This window comes from Mesorhizobium sp. M1365 (assembly GCF_040317865.1).
Classification (GTDB): Bacteria; Pseudomonadota; Alphaproteobacteria; order Rhizobiales; family Rhizobiaceae; genus Mesorhizobium.
Genome location: NZ_JAMYLG010000006.1, coordinates 117,305 through 139,512, shown reverse-complemented (window position 1 = coordinate 139,512; position 22,208 = coordinate 117,305). Strand labels below are relative to the sequence as shown.

Sequence of the window (22,208 nt, the reverse complement as noted above, 5' to 3'; positions counted from 1 at the left end):
GCGTTCCGGGTGCACCGGGGCCAACAGCCGTGCAAACTCTGGCTTTGACAATTCCTGCCGGCTTGATATCATTTGCATACGAATGAATTTCCTGCCTTGAATGCTCGGGAAAATCTTTCGGCAGGATCCCCTCTCGGGAAGCCCATTCTGGGAAGGCAAAGCGTGATCCGTTACGCAAAACCCACCACGGTCGACGACGCCCTCGCTTTGCTGGGCGAAGGGCAATGGCGCATCCTCGCCGGCGGCACCGACTTCTATCCGGCACAGGGCAGCAAGCCTTTCCGCGACAATGTCCTCGATATCAATGGCCTGGTGGCATTGCGCGGCATTGCCGAAGCCGAAAACCATTGGCTCGTCGGCGCGCGCACCACCTGGACCGATCTCGTCCGCCATCCTCTGCCGGCGGCTTTCGACGCGCTGAAGCAGGCGGCGCGGGAAGTCGGCTCGGTGCAGATCCAGAACGTTGCCTCGATTGCCGGCAATCTCTGCAACGCCTCGCCGGCCGCCGACGGCGTGCCGGCGCTGCTGGTGCTCGATGCCGAAGTCGAACTGCGTTCCGCTGTGGCGACCCGGCATCTGCCCCTTGCAGAATTCATCCTCGGCAACCGTCGCACCGCACTGCAGCCCGGCGAAATGGTCACGGCAATCCGCATTCCCAAACCCGCGACCGCCGGCAGCTCCGCCTTCGTGAAACTCGGCGCGCGGCGTTATCTCGTCATCTCCATCGCCATGGCCGCCGCACGCCTGGCCGTCGAAGATGGTATGGTCAGGAACGCGGCCGTCGCCGTCGGTTCCTGCTCGGTTGTCGCCAGGCGCCTGGCGGGTGTCGAGGCGGCGCTACGCGGCCGGCCCGTCGGCCACGCGCTGGCCACTGCGATCCAATCCGCACCGATGGACGAGCTGTCGCCGATCGGCGACGTGCGCGGCAGCGCCGAATATCGGCTGGACGCTGCGCGCGAGATCGTCGCCCGCGCCGTGCTTGGTGCGATGGGCGCTGTTCCCGACGAAAGGGCGGCGGCCTGATGGGCATGGAGCGCGCCGACATCGCCTTCGAAGTCAACGGCGCCGCCGTCAGCGTTTGTGTGCCGCCGGTGCGGCGGCTGTCCGCGGTGCTGCGCGACGAGTTGCGGCTGACCGGCACCAAGATCGGCTGTGATGCCGGCGATTGCGGCGCCTGCACGGTGCTGGTCGACGGCGAGCCGGTCTGCGCCTGCTTGATGCCCGCGGCTTCCGCCTCCGGCACCGTGGTGACGACAGTCGAAGGCCTCGCCAATGGCCGGTTGTCGGCGCTGCAGGCTTCGTTCCTCAGCCATGGCGCAGCGCAATGCGGCGCCTGCACGCCCGGCCTGCTGGTCGCGGCAACGGCACTCCTGGACAGGACGCCTTGCCCGAGCGAGGCCGAAACGCAGGATGCACTGGGCGGCGTGCTCTGCCGCTGTACCGGCTACCGCAAGATCGTCACCGCGGTGATGGACGCTTGGCGCCACGCCGACGGCCTCGATCCGCGCATGCCATCCTCTGGCCATGCCGTCGGCTCCTCCCCGATCCGCGTAGATGGCCTGCCGAAAGTCACCGGCGACGAAAAATTCGGCGGTGATTCATTCCCGGCCGACGCGTTGTCGGTGCTGGTGGTCCGCTCGCCGCATTATCGTGCCGCTTTCACTTTTGGCGACCTCGGCAGTTGGGTGAAATCCCGTCCCGGCATTGCCGGCGTCTTCACCGCCGCCGACATTCCGGGAAAGAATTGTTTCGGCGTCATCGCGCCCTTCGCCGACCAGCCGGCGCTGGCCGAAGGGGTTTCGCGCTTTCGCGGTGAGGCGGTGGCGCTGGTTGCCGGCGAACGCGAGGCTATCCTCGATCTCGACCTTGCCGATTTTCCTGTCAGTTGGACCGAGTTGCCGCATTTTCTGGAAACTGGCGAAGCGCAGGCCGGCGGTGCGCAACTGGTCCATGAAAACCGGCCCTCGAACCTGCTCACCTCCGGCTTCGTCGAGCGTGGCGACCCCGAAGCCGCGCTCGCCGGTGCGGCTTTCGTCGTTTCCGGCGCCATCGACACTTCCTATGTCGAGCACGCCTATATTGAACCGGAAGCCGGCTATGCCTTCATGGACGGCGACACGCTGGTCGTCGTCGCCTGCACGCAGGCGCCCTATATGGACCGCGACGACACGGCAAAAGTGCTCGGCCTTGCCCCGGAACAGGTGCGCATCGTGCCGACCGCCACCGGCGGCGGCTTCGGCTCCAAGCTCGACGTCTCGCTGCAACCGCTCATCGGCCTCGTCGCCATGAAAACCGGCCGGCCGGCGGCGCTCGCCTACAGCCGCACCGAATCGATGATCTCGACCACCAAGCGCCATCCGGCTCTGATGAGAGCGAGCATCGGCGCCGATGCCGACGGCCGTGTCACCGGCATGGTCTTCGCCGGCGATTTCAACACCGGCGCCTATGCCAGCTGGGGGCCGACGGTCGCCAACCGCGTGCCGGTGCACGCCTCCGGCCCCTATGCGACGCCGAACTATCGCGCCGAAGGCCGCGCCATCCACACCAACGGCCCGATTGCCGGCGCCTTTCGCGGTTTCGGCGTGCCGCAGGCGACGATCATGCAGGAGACCCTCTATGACGACCTAGCCGACAAGCTCGGCATGGATCGGCTCGCCTTTCGCCTGAAGAACTGCCTTCGGAACGGATCCGAAACAGTCACCGGCCAGCGGCTCGAGTCGGGCGTCGGCATCGCCGACTGCCTCGAGGCCCTCCGTTCACATTGGCAGCGTGCCGTTCGCGATGCCGAAGCGTTCAATGCCGGTAGCAGCATCAAAAAACGCGGCGTCGGCATCGCTTCTTGCTGGTACGGCTGCGGCAACACCTCGCTGCCCAATCCGTCGACCATCAAGGTCGGCATCTCGGCATCGGGCGCAGTCGTCCTGCATCAGGGTGCGGTCGATATCGGGCAAGGCTCGAACACTGTCATCGCGCAGATCTGCGCCGATGCGTTGGGTCTTCCGCTCGAAAAATTCATGCTGAAAGGCGCCGACACGGCGATCACCCCCGACGCCGGCAAGACCTCGGCCTCGCGCCAGACCTTCGTCACCGGCAAGGCCGCCGAAAAGGCCGGCCGCGCCTTGCGCGAGGAGATCTTGCGTTTCGCCAATGTCTCGGAAAAGGCGGCGATTGCGCTGGACGGCACAAGCCTGAGCATCAGGGAAGGCGAAGCGACCCGCCGCGTCGATCTTTCCTCGCTGAAGGCAGACCCCGAAGGCTTTGTCTTTCGCGCCGAGGAAAGCTACGACCCGCCGACGCTGCCGCTCGATGCCAAGGGCCAGGGCAAGCCTTATGCCGTCTATGGCTATGGCGCGCAGATCGCCGAACTGGAGGTCGACCTCAGGCTCGGCACCGTGAAGCTTATAAAAATCACCGCCGCTCACGATGTCGGCAAGGCCATCAACCCTTTACTGGCAGAGGGCCAGATCGAGGGTGGCATCGCCCAGGGCATCGGCATGGCGCTGATGGAGGAATTCATCCCCGGGCGCACCGAAAACCTGCACGACTATCTGATCCCGACGATCGGCGACGTGCCACCGATCGAGACCATCCTGATAGAAGTTCCGGATCCGGAAGGACCCTTCGGCGCCAAGGGTTTGGGCGAGCATGTGCTGATCCCGACGGCGCCGGCGATCCTCAACGCCATCCGCCACGCCACCGGTGTGCTGGTCACCAAAATTCCGGCGACGCCGACCCGCATCCGCGCCGCCATCCTCGACAAGGAGGCGCGCCGATGAGCGAGCTTGCCGAACGCTTCGAGACCCACGATCCCGGCGAGAAGCTGGTGGCCGAGAAGATCCGCTGCGATGCCTGTCCAGTCATGTGCTACATCGCCGATGGCCGCACCGGCGCCTGCGATCGCTACGGCAATGTTGGCGGCAGGATCGTGCGGATGGATCCACTGACCATCCTCGACCACGCGGCCGAGACCGGCGCCGCAATCGTACCCTTTGCCGAAGAAGGCGAGGCATGGGACGGCGAACTGGTCAACACCGGCCGCCGCTTCGTCACCGCCATCGGCGCCGGCACCACCTATCCCGATTACAAGCCGGCGCCCTTCATCGTCAGCCAGGAGGTCGAGGGCGTCGATCTGGTCACCGTCGTCACCGAGGGCATCTTCTCCTATTGCGGCGTCAAGGTGAAGATCGACACCGACCGTCATATCGGCCCCGAAACGGCTACGGTCCGTGCCCAAGGCGAGGCGATCGGCCATGTCACGACCGGCGAATACGGCTCGCAGATGCTGTCGCTGGGCGGCGTACATCATCTGACCGGCGGCTCGAAGGCTGAAGGGCGCGCCACCTGCGACGCCATGCTCGCCCTGTGCAACCGCAAACCGGTTGAACTCGTCATCGACGGCGGCGCCACCGTCATCGTCGAAGCCGGCAAGCCGCCGGTCATCGACGGCAAGCTCGAGCAGCGCATGCGCGTCGGCTGCGGTTCGGCTACCATAGGCATGTTCGCGACCCAATGGCGCGGCCTTGTCGACGAGGTGGTGGTGGTCGATGACCACATCACCGGCGTCGTCTCCGAGCATCAGGCCGGCAAGGTGCTTGGCTGGCGGGATACCGGCATCAAGATCATCGGCCGCCGTTCGACGCCGGGCCGTTATTTCAAGGTGTCGGAGCCCGGCCTCGGCTGGGGCGGCACCAGCATTTCCGACCCGCTGTCGATCCTTGGTGAATGGAACGCCAAAAAGGGTGCGCGCCCCGGCATGTCGCTGCTGATGGTCTCGACCACCGGTGAGCAATTCGCCTATTATGAGCTCGACGACGAATTGAAGCCGGTCCAGAAACCGTTCCCGGAGCGGCTGCGGAAGTCGGTCGAACTGATCGAGGACAATTGCGAGCCGGCGCTCTGCACCGTGCTTTTCGTCGGCGGCGCCGGCGGCTCGCTGCGCGCCGGCGTCACCGAGAACCCGGTCAATCTGACCCGCTCGGTGCAGGGCTTGACGACCTACGTGACGGTCGGCGGCGCGCCGGTCTATGTCTGGCCGGGCGGCGGCATCACGCTGATGGTCGACGTCACCCGCGTCCCGGAAGGCGCCTTCGGCTATGTGCCGACGCCGGCGCTGGTGGCGCCGATCGAGTTCACCATGCGCCGCGACGATTATGTCAGACTTGGCGGCTACGAAGCCGAAATCCGCAGCGTCGACGATATCCTGGCCAAGGGCGGCGAATATCTCAATCCGCGCCGCGGCACGGCCGCACCCCGGGACAATCCCTGGCCGCCGCTGGCGCAGTTGCGTCGCGCGGCCGCAAACGGGGCCGGGCGATGAACGGCCCGCAGGCGCATTGGCTCGAGGACGGCCGGAGGCTTCACCTCAATCATGGGCCGATCGATCTGATCGTCGAGGCATTCGGCGAGGCGAGTGAATGCAGCGCCGCATATCGCCAGGCAGTGGCGCGCTTCCAGACAATCCTGGTTGAACTGGTCGAAGAGTTGCACGAACTGCGGCGCCCGGCCGCCTCGCGGCCACGTGCTTTCGCTGGCCCGACGGCGCGCGGCATGGAAGCGGCGGTCGTTCCGCTAGCGAAACAATTCATCACGCCGATGGCGGCCGTCGCCGGCTCGGTAGCCGACGAAGTGCTTGGCGCGCTGCTTGCCGGCCGCCGGCTCGAGCGCGCCTATGTCAATAATGGCGGCGACAGCGCGATCTATCTCGGCCACGGGCAGTCGATGATGCTTGCCATTGCCGGGACAGGTCATGGGTTGGCAGATCGTCTCACGATCCGCCCCGAAGACGGGATCCGCGGTGTCGCGACAAGCGGCTGGCGCGGCCGCTCCTTTTCGCTGGGCATCGCCGACGCGGTCACGGTGCTGGCGCGAACGGGTGCTGAAGCCGATGCCGCCGCGACGTTGATCGCCAACGCCGTCGACTTGCCCGGTCATCCGGCCGTTAGGCGCGTACGGGCGCGCGATCTCGCACCTGACAGCGACCTCGGCTGCCGTTTGGTGACGCAGGGCGTGGGGCTGCTTTCCGCCGCTGAAATCGCTATCGCGCTGGAAGGCGGATTTGCCGTTGCCGAGGAGTTTCGGCGGCGCGGCCTGATTGCCGCCGCGGCGCTTTTCCTCGGCGGTCAGGCACGCATCGCAGGTCCGATGGCGCTCGCCAATAAGGTTTTAGAGAGGGAAATTGCTCATGCCTGAGTTTCCGATCCGCAAGATCGCCGTGCTGACCGAAGAGATATTTCACGAGGGCGGGCCGGTGGCGAAGGTGCCGCGGCGCCGCGCGGCGGCCATGGCCGTGGTCAAGAACCCGTTCGCCGGCCGTTACGTCGAGGAACTGCAGAGCGCCATGGAGGATTTGAAGCCGCTCGGGCTGTTGCTCTCCGACAGGCTTGTTGCCGCATTGGGCGGCGACGTCAAACAGATCGACGGTTACGGCAAGGGCGCCATCGTCGGCATGGCGGGCGAGCTGGAGCATGGCGCGCTGTGGCATGTGCCGGGCGGCTATGCCATGCGCGAACGGCTCGGCGACGCCAAGGCGATCGTGCCCTCGGCAAAGAAGGTCGGCGGCTTCGGCGCGCGGCTCGATGTGCCGCTCGGCCACATCAACGCCGCCTATGTGCGCAGCCATTTCGATGCCATGGAAATCGGCATCAGCGATGGCCCCCGTCCCGACGAGATCCTGTTTTGCCTCGCCATGACCTGCGGCCCGCGCGTGCACGACCGCATGGGTGGGCTGGCGGCCAAGGACATTAAGGCATGGGATGGGCTACGGTGAGCGCCGAGGACAATCGGCTCAAGCTGGTCGAGGCCGAGGAGCCTGACGAAAACGACTATCGCTTGCAGGAGCAGGTCGGCTTCATCCTGCGCAAGGCGCATCAGCGCCATGTCTCGATCTTCGCCGCACACATCGCCGATCTGACGCCGCCGCAATTTGCCGCTTTGGCCAAATTGCGCGACGTCGGCGAGACCTCGCAGAACCAGCTTGGCAGCCTGATCGCCATGGATGCGGCGACTGTGAAGGGCGTCATCGACCGGCTGAAAGCGCGTGGCTTTGTCGAACTTAGCAAACACGAAGTCGACAAACGGCGCCTGCTGGTCAATCTGACCGCCGAGGGGCGCGACGCGATCGAGCGGCTGATCCCGCTTGCCCGTGAGATTACGCAGGAAACGCTGGCGCCGCTTTCCGCCAAGGAAGCGGCCATTTTCATGAAGCTGCTGGCCAAGCTGGCTTAATCCGCTGCCTGCCGGCGTTTGGTTGTTGTTCCTGCCGGGCGCTGAACGCCCGGCAGGAAAGCCTCGTCTCAGAGGCCGTTGTCCTTCAGGATCTGGGCGGCATTTTCCTTGGTGATCTTCTGCGTCGGCAGGGTGATGGTCTTTTCCACCTTCTCCCCGTTCAGGAACTTGATCGCCTGCCGCAGCCCTTCGGCGCCCGGCGTCACATAAGTGAACGTCGCCGTCAGCTCGCCATTGGCGACCAGCTGCACGCCTTCATTGGGCAGGCCGTCGATGCCGATGAACTTGATGTCCTTCTCACGTCCGACGTCCTTGGCGGCAAGATAGGCGCCATAGGCCATCGGATCATTGTGGCCGTAGACAAGATCGATTTTCTCGTTGTTGCGCAACGCCGTCGCCATGATGTTGTAGGCCTGGTCCTGCTTCCAGTCGCCCGACTGCTGGTCGAGCAGGTATTTTATGCCCGGCTCCTTGTCGGTGAATTCATGGAAGCCGTCATGGCGGTCGTGTGCCGGCTGGGTGCCCATGCCGCCCCAGATCTCGACGACGTTGCCGGCGGCCTTGCCCTTGCCGCCAAGCAGCTCGACGGCATATTCACCGGCAGCCCGGCCGATCAGCTTGTTGTCGCCGCCGACGAACTGCGTGTAGTCGTTGGTTTCGACGTTGCGGTCGAGCACGAAGACCGGGATCTTGGCATCGATCGCCTGCTGCACGACACCGGTCAGGCCGGCGGATTCTTTCGGTGATACCAAGAGCGCATCGACCTCCTGACGGATAAGGTTTTCGACATCGGCGACCTGCTTCTCGGTCTTGTCCTCGCCGTCGGTGATGATCAGCTCGACTTCCGGATGCTTGGCCGCTTCGGCCAGGATGTCCTTGTTGAACTGGGCGCGCCAGGGTTCGATGGTCGTCACCTGCGAGAAGCCGATCTTCCACTTCTTGTCCTGCGCATGGGCGCCGCCGGCAAGCATGGCGGTCGTGGTCAGGAGTGCCGCTGTCAGCCCGGCGAGCTTCAACAATTCACGTCGTTTCATTTCTTGTTTCCTCCAATATTCAGAGACGCGGTCTCTTGCGACGGCCGCTTTGCCGCGGCCGTTTCCTTGTGCGCTTGCCCGCCGGGCAGTCGCAGATAGAAGAGAAGATCACCGGCATTGCGCTCCTGTACGAGCACGGTACCGATGATGATCATCCCCTTCAGCACCAGCTGAAGGTTCGAATTGATGTTGTGCAGCTGCAGGATGTTGGAGAGCAGCCCGAAGATCAGCACGCCGCAGAACGTCCCGGTGAGGCTGCCGCGTCCGCCCATCAGGCTGGTGCCGCCGATGACCACGGCGGCGATCGCGTCGAGCTCCAGCCCGGCGCCGGCATCAGGCTTGCCTTGCCGGTATTGCGCGACATAGAGCACCGCCGCGATGCCGGCCAGCAGCCCTGACACGGCATAGGTGGCAATCTTGACGCGGCCGGCGGCGATGCCCGACAGTCGCGCCGCCTCCTCATTGCCGCCGATCGCATAGACATAGCGGCCAAACGGCGTGAAGCGCAGCACGGCGCCGTAGATCAGGATGGCGCCGAGGAAGAACAGGCCCGGCATCGGGATCACGCCGAATACCAGCGAGCGCAGCATTTCGAAATCGGCGGTGGCATTCGAGCCGGTGTAGACCGGCAGCACCGCATTGTTCTGGCCGGCTGTCAGCCGGGCGATGCCGAGCGCAGTGACCATCATCGCCAGCGTCACGATGAAGGGCTGCAGCCGCCCGGCGACGATGATGAAGCCGTTGAGCGCGCCGAACAGCAGGCCGACGCAAGGCGCCACCAGCAGCACGCCGAGCACGCCGAATTTTGAGCCCACCTGCGGCAGCAGGAACCACAGCACCAGACTGCACAGGATCACCCCGACAATGCCGGGCGTCACCAGCCCGCGAACGCTGTCCAACCTGATGTCGTGCGTGGCCTGCGCGCCGGCGCGGGATTTTTCGATGTTCAGCAGGATGAAACGAGTGACGAGAATGCCGAGGCAAAGGGCTGCCAGGGCAACTGTCGGCACCCCCAGCACCACCGCCGGCGTCACGCCGGGGACCGTCAGCAGCATGGCACAGACGACCGTGCAGATAGCCATCAGCGAGCCGACGGAAAGGTCGATACCGCCGGTGATGATCACCGCAGTCATGCCGGTGGCAATCAGCCCGGTGGTCGACACCTGGCGCAGCACATCGAGCAGGTTGCCGTAGGACAGGAAGATGTTGTTGCCCTTGGAGCTGATCGGCGAGCCGAGCACGCCGATCAGGAAGATGGCGATCAGGCCCCAATAGAGCTTCGTCCGGGACAGGATATGCAAAATGCTCATGCGGCAGGCCTCGTCATCGTCCGTCGCGGCGCCGCAAGCCGCATGATGGCCTCCTCGCTGGCTTGCGCGCGGGACAGGATTCCCGTCTGGCGGCCGTCGGCCATGACCAGGATACGGTCGGAAAGATGCAGCAGCTCCGGCAATTCCGAGCTGATGACGGCGATCGCCAGCCCGTCTCGCGCCAGCTTGAAGATGAGATCGTAGATTTCCCGCTTGGCACCGACATCGATGCCGCGTGTCGGCTCGTCGAGCAGCAGCACCCGCGGCCTCGTCGCTAGCCATTTGCCGATGACGACCTTCTGCTGGTTGCCGCCGGACAGCGTGCCGGCCGGCTGCTCGACGGTCTCGCAGCGAATGCCGAGCGCCTTGACGGCGTCCCGTGCCAGCCCTTGCTCACCGGCCAGCGAGCGCACGCCGAACCGCGCCAGCGCGCCGACCAGCGGCAGCGCGACATTGTCGGTGATCGAGGCCTCGAGATGCAGGCCTTGCGTCTTGCGGTCTTCCGTGACCAGGGCGATGCCGAGCCGGCGCGCATCGCGCGGCGAACGGATTTCTACTGCCTCGCCATCGAGCCTGATCTCACCGCCGGCACGTCCGCCGCTGGACCCGAAGATGGTTTCCAGGATTTCGGTACGGCCCGAGCCCAGCAGCCCGCCGATACCGAGGATTTCTCCTGCGGCAAGATCGAAGCTGACGCCGTCGAGCACGGTGCGCCAACCATGGCGATTGGGCTTCGACAACGACAGCTCGCTTACGGACAGGACCGTGTTGCCACCGGGGATGCGGTGCTCCTGGGAGGAAGCAAGCAGGTTTCGCCCGACCATCGCCGAAATTATGGCGTCTTCGTCGAGCTTGTCCATCACCCGCGTCAGGACGTGGCGTCCATCGCGAAACACGGTGACGCGGCTGGCCAGATGCATGACCTCGTCGATGCGGTGCGAAATGTAGACGATCGCCACGCCGCTGTCGGCGAGCTGGCGGATGATGCGGAACAGCCGCTGGCATTCGGCCGGCGAAAGCGCCGAGGTCGGCTCGTCCATGATCAGAATGCGCGCCGACATCGACAGCGCCTTGGCGATCTCGACCAGCTGCTGTTCGCCGACGCGCAAGGCACCGACGCGCGCATCCGGGTCGAGCTCGATGCCGAGCCTTTGCAAGAGCGCGCCGGCAGCGCGGCTGCTCGCCTTGCGGTCGACGATCAGCCCGGCGATCAGCTTCTCGCGGCCGAGAAAGATATTGTCGGCGACGCTAAGTTCGGGAACGAGGTTCAGCTCCTGGTGGATGATGGCGATGCCGGCGCGCTCGGCTTCGCGGACGCCGGCAAAGCGCACCGGATGGCCATCGATACTGACCGTTCCGTTATAGTCCGTATAGACGCCGGACAGGATCTTCATCAGCGTCGACTTGCCGGCGCCGTTCTCGCCCATCAGCGCATGGACCTCGCCGCGCCGCAGTTCGAAGCCGACATCGACAAGCGCGGCGATACCGCCGAAGGACTTGGAGATGTGCTCGGCGCTCAGCACGATCGCCGAGCCGTCCGCCACAACGCCTTGCGCAGGGATGGAATTGCCGTGCTGCATGATAAGGACGGCCTCCCTCCGTCGTCACCGAACACCTCAAACGCTAATCTAAACGTTTCGATCATGTCAAGGCAATATCTGGAGCCTGAGATTGTTCCATTTCAATTCTTGCGCAAAATCATAAGATTCCGTACGTATTGCTACCGTGGAGTGGTGAAACGTTTCGAAAATGACAGCGTCAGGACGAAAAAAGCAGCGCAAATTCACTGCCCCGACTATGCTTCATGTGGCCGAGGCCGCGCGTGTTTCCGTGGCCACCGTATCGGCGCTGATCAATGGCACCGCGACCGTCAGCCCCGAGCTCAGCCAGCGCATCGAACAGGCGATCCGCGACATCGGCTACAAGCGCAACGCCATTGCCCGCAGCCTGAAGATGGGCACCACACGCACCATCGGGCTCACCGTCCCACACATCACCAATCCGTTCTTTACCGACGTGGTTTCGGTCATCCAGCAGGCTTTCGACAGGGCCGGCTACGCCGTCATGCTGTGCTGCACCGACGAGCACCTGAACACGCAGGACGACCAGATCAGGCTGCTGCTCGACCGCATGGTCGACGGACTGATCGTCGCGCGTGTCGGTGACGGCGCGATCCTCAAACGGATTGTCGACGACGCCAATGTGCCGGTCGTGCTGCTCGACCGTGTTTGCCAGGGTGTCGACACCGATGCCGTCGTTCTCGACAATCAGCGCGCGGTGTTCGACGCCATCACTTATCTGATCGATCTCGGCCATCGGCGCATCGGCTACATCTCCGGCTCGTTCGATATCTCGCCGATGCATGACCGCATGGCGGGATACCGCGAGGCCCTCCAGGCCGCCGGCCTGCCGGCCGAACCCGAGCTCGTCCGCTTCGGCAACTTCCACGAAGTCGATGGCTACAACGCCACCATGCAGCTGCTTTCGCTGCACGACCGGCCGAGCGCCATCTTTTCGGCCAACAACCCGATGGTGATCGGCACCATGAAGGCCATTCGCGATATCGGCCTGTCCTGTCCGGAGGATATTTCCGTCGCTTGCTTCGACGATTTTCCGTGGTCGGATGTGTTCCGGCCGCAATTGACCACGGTCGCACAGCCCGTGCAGGCGATCGGCGAACAGGCGGCCAATCTGCTGCTCGACCGGCTCGCCGGAAACAGGGATGCGCCGCCGCGCAAGCTGACGCTCAAGGGACGCTTGATGATCCGCAATTCATGCCGTCCGCTAGGTGCAACTGCGCAGAGCGTCAGCGCGTAGCGCTTGGGCTCTGTTCAGAAACTTTGCAATGCCGGACGGACAGCGCTCCCTCTGTCCTGCCGATCCCGCGCCTTCGCAGCCACTACGGGCGTTCGTCTTTCGAAAACCGAGCAATTGAAAGACGCGGCGCCGATCGAGCCAAGTGGCCAACAATCAGCCAGCCGACAGTCAGGAAAATCTTGGCAATCGAAGCATGTCGGTTTAGGAATATGACGAGATGCGACTGATCGTTCACACGGGCGCCGGCTTGAGTCATGCGCGTGAAATCGATCCTAATCGGGCTGGGACTTGCTGGGATGGTCGCATTCTCCGGCTGCACCACCGGCGGAGCATTACAGACCTTTCCCCAGGCCTATGGCGGCCTCACCGACGCCGGTTTTCGCGTTCCGCCGGTTCCGATCTACAAGGTTGACCAAAAGTTCCATCGGCAGACAGTGCCTTATGCGACTGATGAGGCGCCGGGCACCATCATTGTCGATACAGGAGCGAAGTTCCTCTACTACGTGCTGGGAGACGGTCAGGCACTGCGCTACGGCATCGGCGTCGGCAAGGCGGGCTTCGAGTGGCATGGCACTGCTCACGTTGCGAGGAAGCGCGAATGGCCGGATTGGAGCGCGCCGTCTGCGATGATCGTGCGCGAGCAGAAGCGAGGCCGCATCATACCGGCCCATATGGAGGGCGGACTCATGAACCCGCTCGGGGCGCGGGCGCTCTATCTTTTTAACGAGAAAGGTGACACTGGATATCGCCTGCACGGTAGCCCTGAATGGTGGTCCATCGGCAAAGCTGTGTCGGCGGGCTGCATTCGCCTCATGAACCAGGACATCATCGATCTCTATGACCGCGCCACAATCGGCACCAAGGTGATCGTCATTTAGTGGACGCCGCGTTTCCCGCTAACGGACGAGCATGACGGATCGAAAAGCTCCGCGTAAAACGCGCGAAATGTTCGCTATGTCTTCGCACACCTGTTCGCGATGTTCCCTGCCTAAGGCCGGCCTTGCCCGCAACAGTGGCAAGTGGCGAACCAACTCTCAGGCAGCTTCCGACAGCGATTTGTGAGCGTCGGCCAGGATCTCGAACGAGCGCACCCGCGCCGCATGGTCGAAAATCTGCGCCGTGACCATCAACTCGTCGGCCCCTGTGCGGCGCACAAACGCCTCGATGCCTTGCCTGACCGTTTCCGGGGAGCCGACGACGGCGCAGGAAAGCGCTTGGCCGAGCATGGTCTTGGCCATTGGATCGAGGTCGCGCTCATATCCTTCGACCGGCGGCGGCAATCGGCCGGGCCGGCCGGTGCGCAGATTGACGAAGGCCTGCTGCAGCGAGGTGAACAACAACCGCGCCTGGGCATCGGAAGGAGCGGCGAAGACGTTGAGGCCGAGCATCACATAAGGCTTGTCGAGCTGCTCCGAAGGCTGGAAACGCGAGCGGTAGATCTCCAGTGCATGGTCGAGCTCGGCCGGCGCAAAATGCGAAGCGAAGGCGTAGGGCAGGCCGAGCATGGCGGCAAGCTGCGCGCCGTAGAGGCTGGAACCGAGAATCCAGATCGGCACCTTTTCGCCTTCGCCGGGCACCGCGCGGATGCGTTGGCCGTCTTCGGCCGGCTGCAAGTAACCCATCAGCTCGACGACGTCCTGCGGGAAATTGTCGGCGCCAGCGTCGAGGTTACGGCGCAGCGCCCGTGCTGTGGCCATGTCGGTGCCGGGCGCCCGCCCGAGGCCGAGATCGATGCGGCCAGGATGCAGAGCGTTAAGCGTACCGAACTGTTCGGCGATGACCAGCGGCGAATGATTGGGCAGCATGATGCCGCCGGCGCCGACGCGTATCGTATTGGTACCGCCGGCCACATGGGCAATGACCACCGAGGTGGCGGCGCTGGCGATGCCCGGCATATTGTGGTGCTCTGCCAGCCAATAGCGCCGGTAACCCAGCCGCTCGGCATGACGGGCGAGATCGAGCGAATTGGCGAGTGACTGTGAAGCGTTGCTGCCTTCGACGATCGGCGACAGGTCGAGAACGGAAAGAACGGTCATCGGCGCGGGTTTCCTGTGGGCCGAAGGGATGTAGGAAGCCGTTGCCGAGGCGGCAAATTCAAAATGTTGATGGAGCGCTGAGGGCACAACGGACGTGCGACCGATGCAAGGTCGTGATCTGCACCATCGGGGGGACGCTTTTGACCCTTTAAGCCGCTACTTGTTCACCTCGGAAATCTCTTCGTCCTCGATCGCTGCCGTGTGTTGCGCCGCCAGGAAATTGCCGACATGGCTGAGACCGTCGAAATGATCGCAGAACACCTTGATGACGACCAGCAGCGGCACCGCCAGCAGCGCGCCGACAAAACCCCATAGCCACGACCAGAAGGCGATGGCGATGAGGATCGCCACTGCGTTGATTTCGAGACGGCGGCCGACCACCGTCGGCGTCACGAACTGGCCTTCGACGATGTAGCATAGAACGACGAAGGCCGGCGCCAGCAGCGCGTAGGAAATCGTGTCGAAGCTTATCAGCGCAATGATCGTGACCAGCGTGATGGTGATTAACGCTCCGATATAGGGCAGGAAATTGAGCAGAGCCGCTGCCGCGCCCCAGACCTGCGCGTTTGGCACGCCGAGTGCCCGCAGGCCGAGCCCGATGACCACGCCGAGACATGTATTGATGATCGTGACGGTAAGCAGATAGTGCGAGATTTCACGTTCGACGTCGTAGACGACACGCAGTGCCCGCTTCTTTTCGCTGAGACTGGGGAAGGATTGGACGATCTTTTCATAGAACATCGTGCCGGAGGCGAGCAGGAACAGCGACAGGACGAAGACGATGGTGACGCTGGTGCCGGCCGACAGTACATTGCCGGCGGCCTGCGAGAGAATACCGGATGGCGCCATCGCCACCCTCTGAACGCCCGGCTCCTGGGATGTCTGCGTCAGTCCCTCTATCTGACGCGAAACCTCCACGATCCTTTCGAACGGACGGCGCAGTTGTGCCAGACGTTCGGTAAGCTGCTGGCCGATCGTCGAGGTGTTGTTGATGAGATCGATGACCGGGCCGCTGAGCAGATATCCCGCGACGGCGACGAGGCAGAACGAAAGCAGCACCAGCAGTGTCGCTGAAATGACATCGGGCATGCCATGCTTGCGCAGGAAGCGAACGATCGGCGTCAGCGTCAGCGCCAGCAGGAAAGCCAGAATGACCGGCATGAAGAAGGCGCGGGCGAAGTAAAGCGCGTAGATCGCCATGAGGATGAAGATGCCGACGAGCAGCGAACGCATCAGATGCGCATCCGCCCGCGCCTCGACGCGCGGATCCGGGCTTTCGGCAGCGCTTGCGCCCGAAGCGTCGGGTTCGGCTTTCATTCTGACCCTCGGCGGCACACCGCGATTGGTGCAGACCGTTGGCGAAAACGCCTCTGTCGCTTCAAGGTTCCGTTAGCCGGCGTCACCGGCAAGGCCGCCTCGCGGCCTTGCCAATGAATCAGGTGACTGGGAATCAGGCAACCGGCGCCGCCACGGCGGGAACGGCCTTCGCAGTTCCCGGCGCACGATCGGCGCCACTTTGGTGCCGTAGAGTTCGATGGCCTTCATCACCTTGGCGTGCGGCATGGTGCCGATCGCCATTTGCAGCAGGAAGCGGTCGTTGCCGAATATCCTGTGCTGGGCAACGATCTTCTCGGCCACCTGTTCTGGATTGCCGACGAACAGCGCGCCGTTTGGGCCGCGCGATTGGTCGAAATGCGCCCGCGATGTCGGCCCCCAGCCGCGCTCGCGGCCGATGCGGTTCATCACCTCGGCCTGCGGCCCGTAAAAATCGTCGGCTGCCTGGTCCGTGCTGTCGGCAATGAAGCCGTGCACGTTGAGACTGGTGGCAAGGCTTGCCGGATCGTTGCCGGCGCGCCTGGCTGCATCCCTGTAGATGTCGAACAGCGGTGCGAACCGCGCCGGCTCGCCACCGATGATCGCCAGTGCCAGCGGCAACCCGAGCACGCCCGCGCGGGCGACGGATTGCGGTGTTCCACCGACGGCGATCCAGATCGGCAATTTGTCCTGCAAGGGCCGCGGGTAGACGCCGCGGTCGTTGATCGGCGCGCGCAGACTGCCCGACCAGGTCACCTTGACATGATCGCGGATGGCGAGCAGCAGGTCGAGCTTCTCGGCGAAGAGCTCGTCATAATCTTCGAGATTGTAGCCGAACAGCGGAAAGGACTCGATGAACGAGCCGCGCCCGGCCATGATCTCGGCACGGCCGCCGGACAGAAGATCGAGGGTGGCAAACTGCTGGAAGACGCGCACCGGATCGTCGGAGGACAGCACGGTGACAGCGCTGGTCAGCCTTATGCGCTTGGTCCGTTCGGCCGCCGCCGCCAGCGCCACCGCCGGAGCCGAGGCAGCATAGTCGGGACGGTGGTGCTCGCCGAGACCAAAGACGTCCAGCCCGACCTGGTCGGCGAGCTCGATCTCCTCGATCAAATTGCGCAACCGCTCATGCGCACCGATCGCACCGGGACCCGGTTCCGGGCTGACGTCGGCGAAGGTGTAGAGACCGAGTTCCATAGTGTGTCATCTCAGCGTTTTGTCTTGGCGCTACACGTAGCGATCAGTCCGCCGCCCCGCCAGATGCCTGGATGGTGAACAGTGCGGGTGCCTTTCAGCCGAATTCAATCGAAATGGCGTCTCCCGGCTGCAACAGATCAGAATTTCATGGCTGGCATACCGTTTTGGCGCTTGAACTCTCGGTTTTCGCGCGTATGTAAGCGTCGCAAATTGACTTCAGGGAAGTGGACTTGGCTATCTATAGGGAAAAAGACGTTTTCGAGCGGCGCAATGCCGCAAACGAGGCAAAGAAGGCGCTTCTGGAGCGCTTCAAGGCAAAGCCGGCGGCAGATGATCCAGCGGTGCTGGCACGACAGGCCGAGCGCAAGGCAATCCTCGAGGCCCGCGCTATACGTGAGGCCGAAAAGGCCAGGCTGAAGCAGGAAAAGCTGGCGCGCGAAGCGGCCGAAAAGGCCGAGCGCGAGGCAGCTGCCGAAGCGGCACGCATCGCCGCGGAAGAAGCCGCACAGGCCGAAGCGAAGATCCGGGAAGCTGAAGAGAACGAGCGCATCGCCCGTTTTCTTGCCGACGAGGCCGAACGCAAGGCCAAGCGTGACGCACGCTATGCCGCGCGCAAGCAGCGCACCGGCAGGACGCCGCCCGGCTTCTCCGCGCGATAGCGCCTTCCGGCACTGATCAGCCGAATTCAAGAATCAGGGCCGCCTTGCAGCGGCCCCGAACGCGTTCGTCTGTCAGAATCGGCTAAGCCGCGAGCTTCAGTCCCATGATGCCGCAGACGATTAGCGCGATGCAGGCCAGCCTGATCGCCGTCGCTGGCTCGCCGAGCAGCCATATCCCCAACAGCGCCGTGCCGATGCCGGTCCACACCGCGTAAGCGGTGCCGACCGCCAACGCCTTCAGCGCCAGGCCGAGCAAGGTCAGGCTGACGATCATCGAGGCAACCGTCAGGACGGTTGGCAGCGGCTTCGAGAATCCGTCGGTGTATTTGAGGCCGATCGCCCAGCCGATCTCGAACAGGCCGGCGAGGAACAGGAAAACCGACGACATCGGAACGCTCCGTTTCGATGGCTTTCGGCCGATTTCTTGAAAAGCGCAAAAATTGCCTTCGCCGCATCCAAGGGGATGCGCGTGAGCTTAATGAACAATCATACCGGCCGCGTTTGCGGCCGGTCGAAATAAGCCGGTAGCTGCGGCTCTACTTGTCCTTCAGCTTCATCGCCTTCACCGGCGGTGCCTTCAGGGCCGGCGCCGGAGCCGGTTTCTTCGCGTCCTTCTTCGGCTTGCGGGCCTCCTTGCCTGCCTTCATCGCACCCTTAGCCATGATTCGTTCCTCCAGTTGATATCTGGCGAAGTGAAACAAGAGAAAACGTTCGACTGCAAGAGGCCGCTGCCGTGCAGTCGCCTGGCCGATGGGCTGTCAACCGGTTTCTAATTCCCTCGTAAACCGCAGCGGTCCGTGCCATGGTCTTCTTCGCACTGCAGCATCAGCCCTCGCGTTTCGCCAGCTGATGATCAGGCAGGCCGGTCAGGACGACAATGCGGATCCACATCGGTTGCCAGATGAGCTTCGACTTCCCGCAGGAAACACCGCTGATCGCGATGCTAAATGTCCATTATTCGCGCGCATCCGATCTTGAGCGGCCGGACTTCCTGACGTCGAACCCGCCGGTGCCGATCGAGAGCTACCGCGACAGTTTCGGCAATTGGTGCAACCGTTTCGTTGCGCCGGCCGGGCGCTTTGCGTTCGGCACGGACGCGGTGATCCGCGACCCCGGCTCCTTCGAGACGCGCGAGCTGACGGCGTGGCAGCACGAGGTGCGCGATCTGCCGTCGGAGACGCTGCTGTTCCTGCTGCCCAGCCGCTATTGCGAGAGCGACGTGCTGTCGAATGAAGCGTGGCGGCTGTTCGGCAGCACCCCGCTCGGCATTCCGCGCGTCCAGGCGGTCTGCGACTTCGTCCATAACCACATCGTCTTCAACTATTTCAATGCGCGGCCGACGCGCACCGCCGCCGAGGCCTATCGCGAGCAGAGTGGTGTATGCCGCGACTTTGCTCATCTCGCTGTCGCCTTCTGCCGCGCCCTGAACATTCCGACCCGCTACTGCACCGGCTATATCAGTGATATCGGCCTGCCAAAGCCGTGGTCGGACATGGATTTCGCCGCCTGGATGGAAGTCTATCTCGGCGGCCGCTGGCAAGCGTTCGACCCGCGCAACAACGCGCCGCGCATCGGCCGCATCCTGATTGCCTCCGGACGCGATGCCGCCGATGTGCCGCTGACCCACATTTTTGGGCCGGGCGCGCTGGCTGGCTTCAAGGTCTGGACGGACGAGGTCGTCGAATAGCCCCGCGCCGCCCTTTTGAACAACTGACCTTGTGAACAACTGGGCACTTCGGGCGTTGTGGGGGACTGTGGAGCGTGGGCGGGCGCTCCGCCAATCTCGGTGCATCAACCAAGGCAGCACACCATGGCGGCGCATGGCGGGTCAAAAAAAGTGATCTATGCGGCGCTCGCCGGAAATCTTGCGATCGCACTGACCAAATTTGCCGCTGCCTTGTTCACGGGCAGCTCGGCAATGCTCTCGGAATGCGTCCACTCGCTCGTCGATACCGGCAATGGCAGCCTGCTGCTTTACGGCATGCACCGTGCCGCCCGGCCGGCCGACCGCACGCATCCGCTCGGCCATGGCCGCGAGCTGTACTTCTGGAGCTTCATCGTCGCGCTCCTCGTCTTTGCACTGGGTGCCGGCATATCGTTCTACGAAGGCGTGACGCACATCATGGCGCCGGAGCCGATCGCCAACGCCAAGGTGAACTACGCTGTCCTTGGCCTTTCCTTCCTCTTCGAAGGCACCTCTTGGCTGGTGGCGCTGAAGGAATTCCGCCACCAAAAAGGCAGCCACGGCTGGCTTGAGGCGGTGCAGCTCAGCAAGGATCCGAGTGTCTACACCGTACTCTTCGAGGACAGCGCGGCACTTCTCGGCCTCGTTGTCGCCTTCGCCGGGATATTGGCGGCGGAATTGCTGGACATGCCGAAGCTCGACGGCGCCGCGTCGATCGGCATCGCGCTGATCCTGGGCGCGACCGCGATCTTCCTGGCGCGAGAAAGCAAGAGCCTGCTGCTCGGCGAGCCGGCCTCGCCCGAGGTGCAAACAGAGGTGCTGGCCATCATCCAGCAGGACCCGGCGGTGCAACGGGCAAATGGCGTGCTGACGCTGCATATGGGTCCGCAGGAGATCGTCGCCGCTTTGAGCATCGAGTTCGAGGATCATTTGTCGGCGCCGGAGATAGAGACCTGTGTCGAGCGCCTCGAGACGCGGCTGAAGGCGGAGATGCCGGAGGTGACGCGGCTGTTCGTCAAGCCGCAGACCACCGGCACCTGGGAACGCCGGAGCAAGGCCTTGGCGGGGGCATCCGGACAAGAACCGGCCTAAGGAAAATGGCTTGAGGAAATCGATGCGCCATCGGGCAGTCCCGGCTATGATCGCAGGCAAAAGCTCCAGGAGGAACGAAGATGAAAATCGACGGCGCGTGTCATTGTGGCGCTATCACTTACGAGGCCGAAGTCGATCCGGAAAAGACCACCATTTGTCACTGCATCGATTGTCAGAAGCTAACCGGAACGGCTTTTCGCGTCACCGTGCCGGCGTCCGAGGACAATTACAGGATCACCAAGGGCACGCCGAAGATCTATATCAAGACCGGTTCGAGTGGCGCCAAGCGCGCCCAGGCATTTTGCGGTGAGTGCGGCTCGCATCTCTACGCCACGTCGGCGGGCGAGGGACCGAAGGTTTACGGTATCAGGGTCGGCACGGCACGGCAGCGCGAGCAACTGGTGCCGAGAAAGCAGATCTGGCACCGCTCGGCGCTGCATTGGCTGCCGGAATTCGAAGGCACAACCATCATCGAGGAGCAGTAGCGCCAGACCCGGGCGAAGCCTCCGGTTCCGGCGTAGCTCTCAATCGTCGCCTTCGACGACCCTTAGTCTCAACTGCCCGGTTTTCGAATCGGCGACGCGCGGGCTGCTTTCCGCTTTTGCTCCGCTGCCATTCGAACCAGCGGTGTCCTCCGCCGGCTGCACGCCAAACTCCAGCGCCTCGATCTTTTGTCCGCGCCTGGTCACCTTCGATGTCGAGACCAGGATGTCCTCGATATCCTTGGCCGATTGGCCGAAATGCGTCTGCAATTTGCGCACCCGCTCGTCGAGCCGGGAGACGTCTTCCATCAGCCGGATGACCTCGCCCTGGATCAAGTGCGCCTGCTCGCGCATGCGCGCATCCTTGAGGATCGCCTGGATGACCTGGATCGACAGCATCAAAAGCGATGGCGAGACGATGACGATCCGCGATCGATGCGCCTTCTGGACAACGGCCTCGAAATTCTCGTGGATTTCGGCGAACACCGATTCCGAAGGCACGAACATGAAGGCGGTGTCCTGCGTCTCGCCCTGGATCAGGTATTTTTCGGAAATATCCCGGACATGCACCTCGATGTCGCGGCGGAAAGCCTGTGCGGCGGACTTCTGCAGGTCGGCGCCTTCGGCGGCACGGATGGCATTCCACGCCTCGAGCGGAAACTTTGCGTCGATGGCAAGCGACGGCGCGCCGTTCGGCATCTTTACCAGGCAGTCGGGCCGGCTGCCATTCGACAAGGTCGCCTGGAATTCATAAGCGCCGTGCGGCAATCCGTCGGCGACGATGGCTTCCATACGCGACTGGCCGAAGGCGCCGCGCGTCTGCTTGTTGGAAAGGATCGCCTGCAATTGCACGACCTGGCCGGCCAGCGACTGGATGTTGCCTTGCGCAATATCGATGACCGCCAGCCGTTCCTGCAGCTTGGCGAGGCTCTCATGCGTCGATCTCGTCTGCTCGGTCATGGTCTGGCCCAGGCGGCCGGTCATGGCATCGAGACGCTGGCCGATCGACTGTGTCAGTTCCGCCTGGCGCGCCCCGAACACTTCGGCGATGGCGCCCATGCGGCCCTGCATTTCCGCTTGGGATTGCAGAATGCCGGCCATCCGCACCTCGGCGTCGCGGGCGTGGTCGGCGGCTTCGGCGGCCGCCACTGCACGCGCCTTGGCCGATCGCCAGAGCGCAACGACGAGCGCCACGAACAGTCCAAGGAACAGCATTGCGCCGAAACCCAGGGCATGGCCGAGCGTGATCGTGGTGGCGCCTAGGCGGGCGACAGGTTCGGACAGGATGGTGGCCAGATCGTTCATGTCGACAGCATAGATGATTCGGTCTGCCAGCACAGATCAAAACGTGAACGACCC

Annotated in this window: 21 protein-coding genes; 12 read left to right on the top strand and 9 right to left on the bottom strand. The window is 63.7% G+C overall.

What is annotated here, in order from left to right; all coding sequences use genetic code 11:
* The first annotated feature begins 162 nt into the window (after nt 1–162).
* The 6 genes from NKH04_RS10045 to NKH04_RS10020 are packed head-to-tail and all read left to right on the top strand — an operon-like array spanning nt 163 to nt 7,224.
* Entirely contained in the window at nt 163–1,023 is an 861-nt protein-coding gene (locus NKH04_RS10045; RefSeq protein WP_352539932.1) for an FAD binding domain-containing protein, read from the top strand.
* The gene (locus tag NKH04_RS10040) at nt 1,023–3,776 is read left to right on the top strand and encodes a molybdopterin-dependent oxidoreductase (RefSeq protein WP_352919984.1); all 2,754 of its coding nucleotides are present in this window, start codon (nt 1,023–1,025) and stop codon (nt 3,774–3,776) included. Before NKH04_RS10045 ends, NKH04_RS10040 begins: the two co-directional genes overlap by 1 nt.
* Nucleotides 3,773–5,317 carry a 6-hydroxynicotinate reductase gene (locus tag NKH04_RS10035; RefSeq protein WP_352919981.1) on the top strand — a complete coding sequence of 515 codons (1,545 nt, stop codon included), beginning with the start codon at nt 3,773–3,775 and terminating at the stop codon, nt 5,315–5,317. The genes NKH04_RS10040 and NKH04_RS10035 overlap by 4 nt, the downstream gene beginning before the upstream one ends.
* The gene (locus tag NKH04_RS10030; RefSeq protein WP_353044294.1) at nt 5,314–6,189 is read left to right on the top strand and encodes a UPF0280 family protein; all 876 of its coding nucleotides are present in this window, start codon (nt 5,314–5,316) and stop codon (nt 6,187–6,189) included. The genes NKH04_RS10035 and NKH04_RS10030 overlap by 4 nt, the downstream gene beginning before the upstream one ends.
* Nucleotides 6,182–6,766: an amino acid synthesis family protein gene (locus NKH04_RS10025; RefSeq protein ID WP_352568537.1), complete on the top strand. Its 585-nt coding sequence runs from the start codon at nt 6,182–6,184 to the stop codon at nt 6,764–6,766. Before NKH04_RS10030 ends, NKH04_RS10025 begins: the two co-directional genes overlap by 8 nt.
* Complete coding sequence (locus tag NKH04_RS10020; RefSeq protein ID WP_352472397.1) at nt 6,763–7,224, top strand: MarR family winged helix-turn-helix transcriptional regulator; 462 nt, start codon at nt 6,763–6,765, stop codon at nt 7,222–7,224. The genes NKH04_RS10025 and NKH04_RS10020 overlap by 4 nt, the downstream gene beginning before the upstream one ends.
* Before the next feature lie 68 nt (nt 7,225–7,292).
* Here the strand turns inward: NKH04_RS10020 and NKH04_RS10015 are convergent, their stop codons facing one another.
* Genes NKH04_RS10015 through NKH04_RS10005 form a run of 3 tightly spaced genes read right to left on the bottom strand, consistent with a single transcriptional unit; the run spans nt 7,293 to nt 11,148 of the window.
* Nucleotides 7,293–8,258 (bottom strand): substrate-binding domain-containing protein, encoded by a 966-nt coding sequence (locus NKH04_RS10015; RefSeq protein ID WP_254815861.1) that lies wholly within the window; start codon nt 8,256–8,258, stop codon nt 7,293–7,295.
* On the bottom strand, nt 8,255–9,568 hold the full coding sequence (locus NKH04_RS10010) for an ABC transporter permease (RefSeq protein ID WP_352455946.1): 1,314 nt from the start codon (nt 9,566–9,568) through the stop codon (nt 8,255–8,257). The genes NKH04_RS10015 and NKH04_RS10010 overlap by 4 nt, the downstream gene beginning before the upstream one ends.
* Nucleotides 9,565–11,148, bottom strand: coding sequence for a sugar ABC transporter ATP-binding protein (locus NKH04_RS10005; RefSeq protein WP_352472367.1), 1,584 nt, complete (start codon nt 11,146–11,148; stop codon nt 9,565–9,567). The genes NKH04_RS10010 and NKH04_RS10005 overlap by 4 nt, the downstream gene beginning before the upstream one ends.
* Before the next feature lie 217 nt (nt 11,149–11,365).
* Between NKH04_RS10005 and NKH04_RS10000 the strand changes: the two genes are divergently transcribed.
* Nucleotides 11,366–12,385, top strand: a complete 1,020-nt coding sequence (locus NKH04_RS10000) for a LacI family DNA-binding transcriptional regulator (protein ID WP_254815864.1) — start codon at nt 11,366–11,368, stop codon at nt 12,383–12,385.
* Between the two features lie 254 nt (nt 12,386–12,639).
* Nucleotides 12,640–13,263: a L,D-transpeptidase gene (locus NKH04_RS09995; protein WP_352472366.1), complete on the top strand. Its 624-nt coding sequence runs from the start codon at nt 12,640–12,642 to the stop codon at nt 13,261–13,263.
* Nucleotides 13,264–13,419: 156 nt separating this feature from the next.
* Here NKH04_RS09995 and NKH04_RS09990 read toward each other — a convergent pair whose 3' ends face one another.
* The 3 genes from NKH04_RS09990 to NKH04_RS09980 all read right to left on the bottom strand — a co-directional run bounded on the left by NKH04_RS09990 (nt 13,420) and on the right by NKH04_RS09980 (nt 16,932).
* A complete protein-coding gene (locus NKH04_RS09990; RefSeq protein WP_352539939.1) occupies nt 13,420–14,421 on the bottom strand; it encodes an LLM class flavin-dependent oxidoreductase in 1,002 nt (333 codons plus the stop codon).
* Between the two features lie 156 nt (nt 14,422–14,577).
* Nucleotides 14,578–15,738: an AI-2E family transporter gene (locus NKH04_RS09985; RefSeq protein WP_353044293.1), complete on the bottom strand. Its 1,161-nt coding sequence runs from the start codon at nt 15,736–15,738 to the stop codon at nt 14,578–14,580.
* A 72-nt stretch (nt 15,739–15,810) separates the two neighbouring features.
* Nucleotides 15,811–16,932 (bottom strand): LLM class flavin-dependent oxidoreductase, encoded by a 1,122-nt coding sequence (locus NKH04_RS09980; RefSeq protein ID WP_353044292.1) that lies wholly within the window; start codon nt 16,930–16,932, stop codon nt 15,811–15,813.
* Nucleotides 16,933–17,162: 230 nt separating this feature from the next.
* Between NKH04_RS09980 and NKH04_RS09975 the strand changes: the two genes are divergently transcribed.
* Nucleotides 17,163–17,591: a DUF6481 family protein gene (locus NKH04_RS09975; RefSeq protein WP_023718183.1), complete on the top strand. Its 429-nt coding sequence runs from the start codon at nt 17,163–17,165 to the stop codon at nt 17,589–17,591.
* Nucleotides 17,592–17,673: 82 nt separating this feature from the next.
* On the opposite strand, the gene NKH04_RS09970 is transcribed toward NKH04_RS09975, so the two are convergent.
* Nucleotides 17,674–17,979, bottom strand: a complete 306-nt coding sequence (locus NKH04_RS09970) for a DMT family transporter (RefSeq protein ID WP_352539941.1) — start codon at nt 17,977–17,979, stop codon at nt 17,674–17,676.
* Nucleotides 17,980–18,127: 148 nt separating this feature from the next.
* Nucleotides 18,128–18,253, bottom strand: coding sequence for a hypothetical protein (locus NKH04_RS09965; RefSeq protein ID WP_013528464.1), 126 nt, complete (start codon nt 18,251–18,253; stop codon nt 18,128–18,130).
* Between the two features lie 215 nt (nt 18,254–18,468).
* Between NKH04_RS09965 and NKH04_RS09960 the strand changes: the two genes are divergently transcribed.
* The 3 genes from NKH04_RS09960 to NKH04_RS09950 all read left to right on the top strand — a co-directional run bounded on the left by NKH04_RS09960 (nt 18,469) and on the right by NKH04_RS09950 (nt 20,852).
* On the top strand, nt 18,469–19,278 hold the full coding sequence (locus NKH04_RS09960; RefSeq protein WP_352539942.1) for a transglutaminase-like domain-containing protein: 810 nt from the start codon (nt 18,469–18,471) through the stop codon (nt 19,276–19,278).
* 123 nt (nt 19,279–19,401) lie between these two features.
* Entirely contained in the window at nt 19,402–20,367 is a 966-nt protein-coding gene (locus tag NKH04_RS09955; RefSeq protein ID WP_352539943.1) for a cation diffusion facilitator family transporter, read from the top strand.
* Between the two features lie 80 nt (nt 20,368–20,447).
* Complete coding sequence (locus NKH04_RS09950; RefSeq protein WP_023676952.1) at nt 20,448–20,852, top strand: GFA family protein; 405 nt, start codon at nt 20,448–20,450, stop codon at nt 20,850–20,852.
* Nucleotides 20,853–20,891: 39 nt separating this feature from the next.
* On the opposite strand, the gene NKH04_RS09945 is transcribed toward NKH04_RS09950, so the two are convergent.
* Nucleotides 20,892–22,154 (bottom strand): DNA recombination protein RmuC, encoded by a 1,263-nt coding sequence (locus NKH04_RS09945; RefSeq protein WP_353044291.1) that lies wholly within the window; start codon nt 22,152–22,154, stop codon nt 20,892–20,894.
* Nucleotides 22,155–22,208 lie beyond the last annotated feature (54 nt).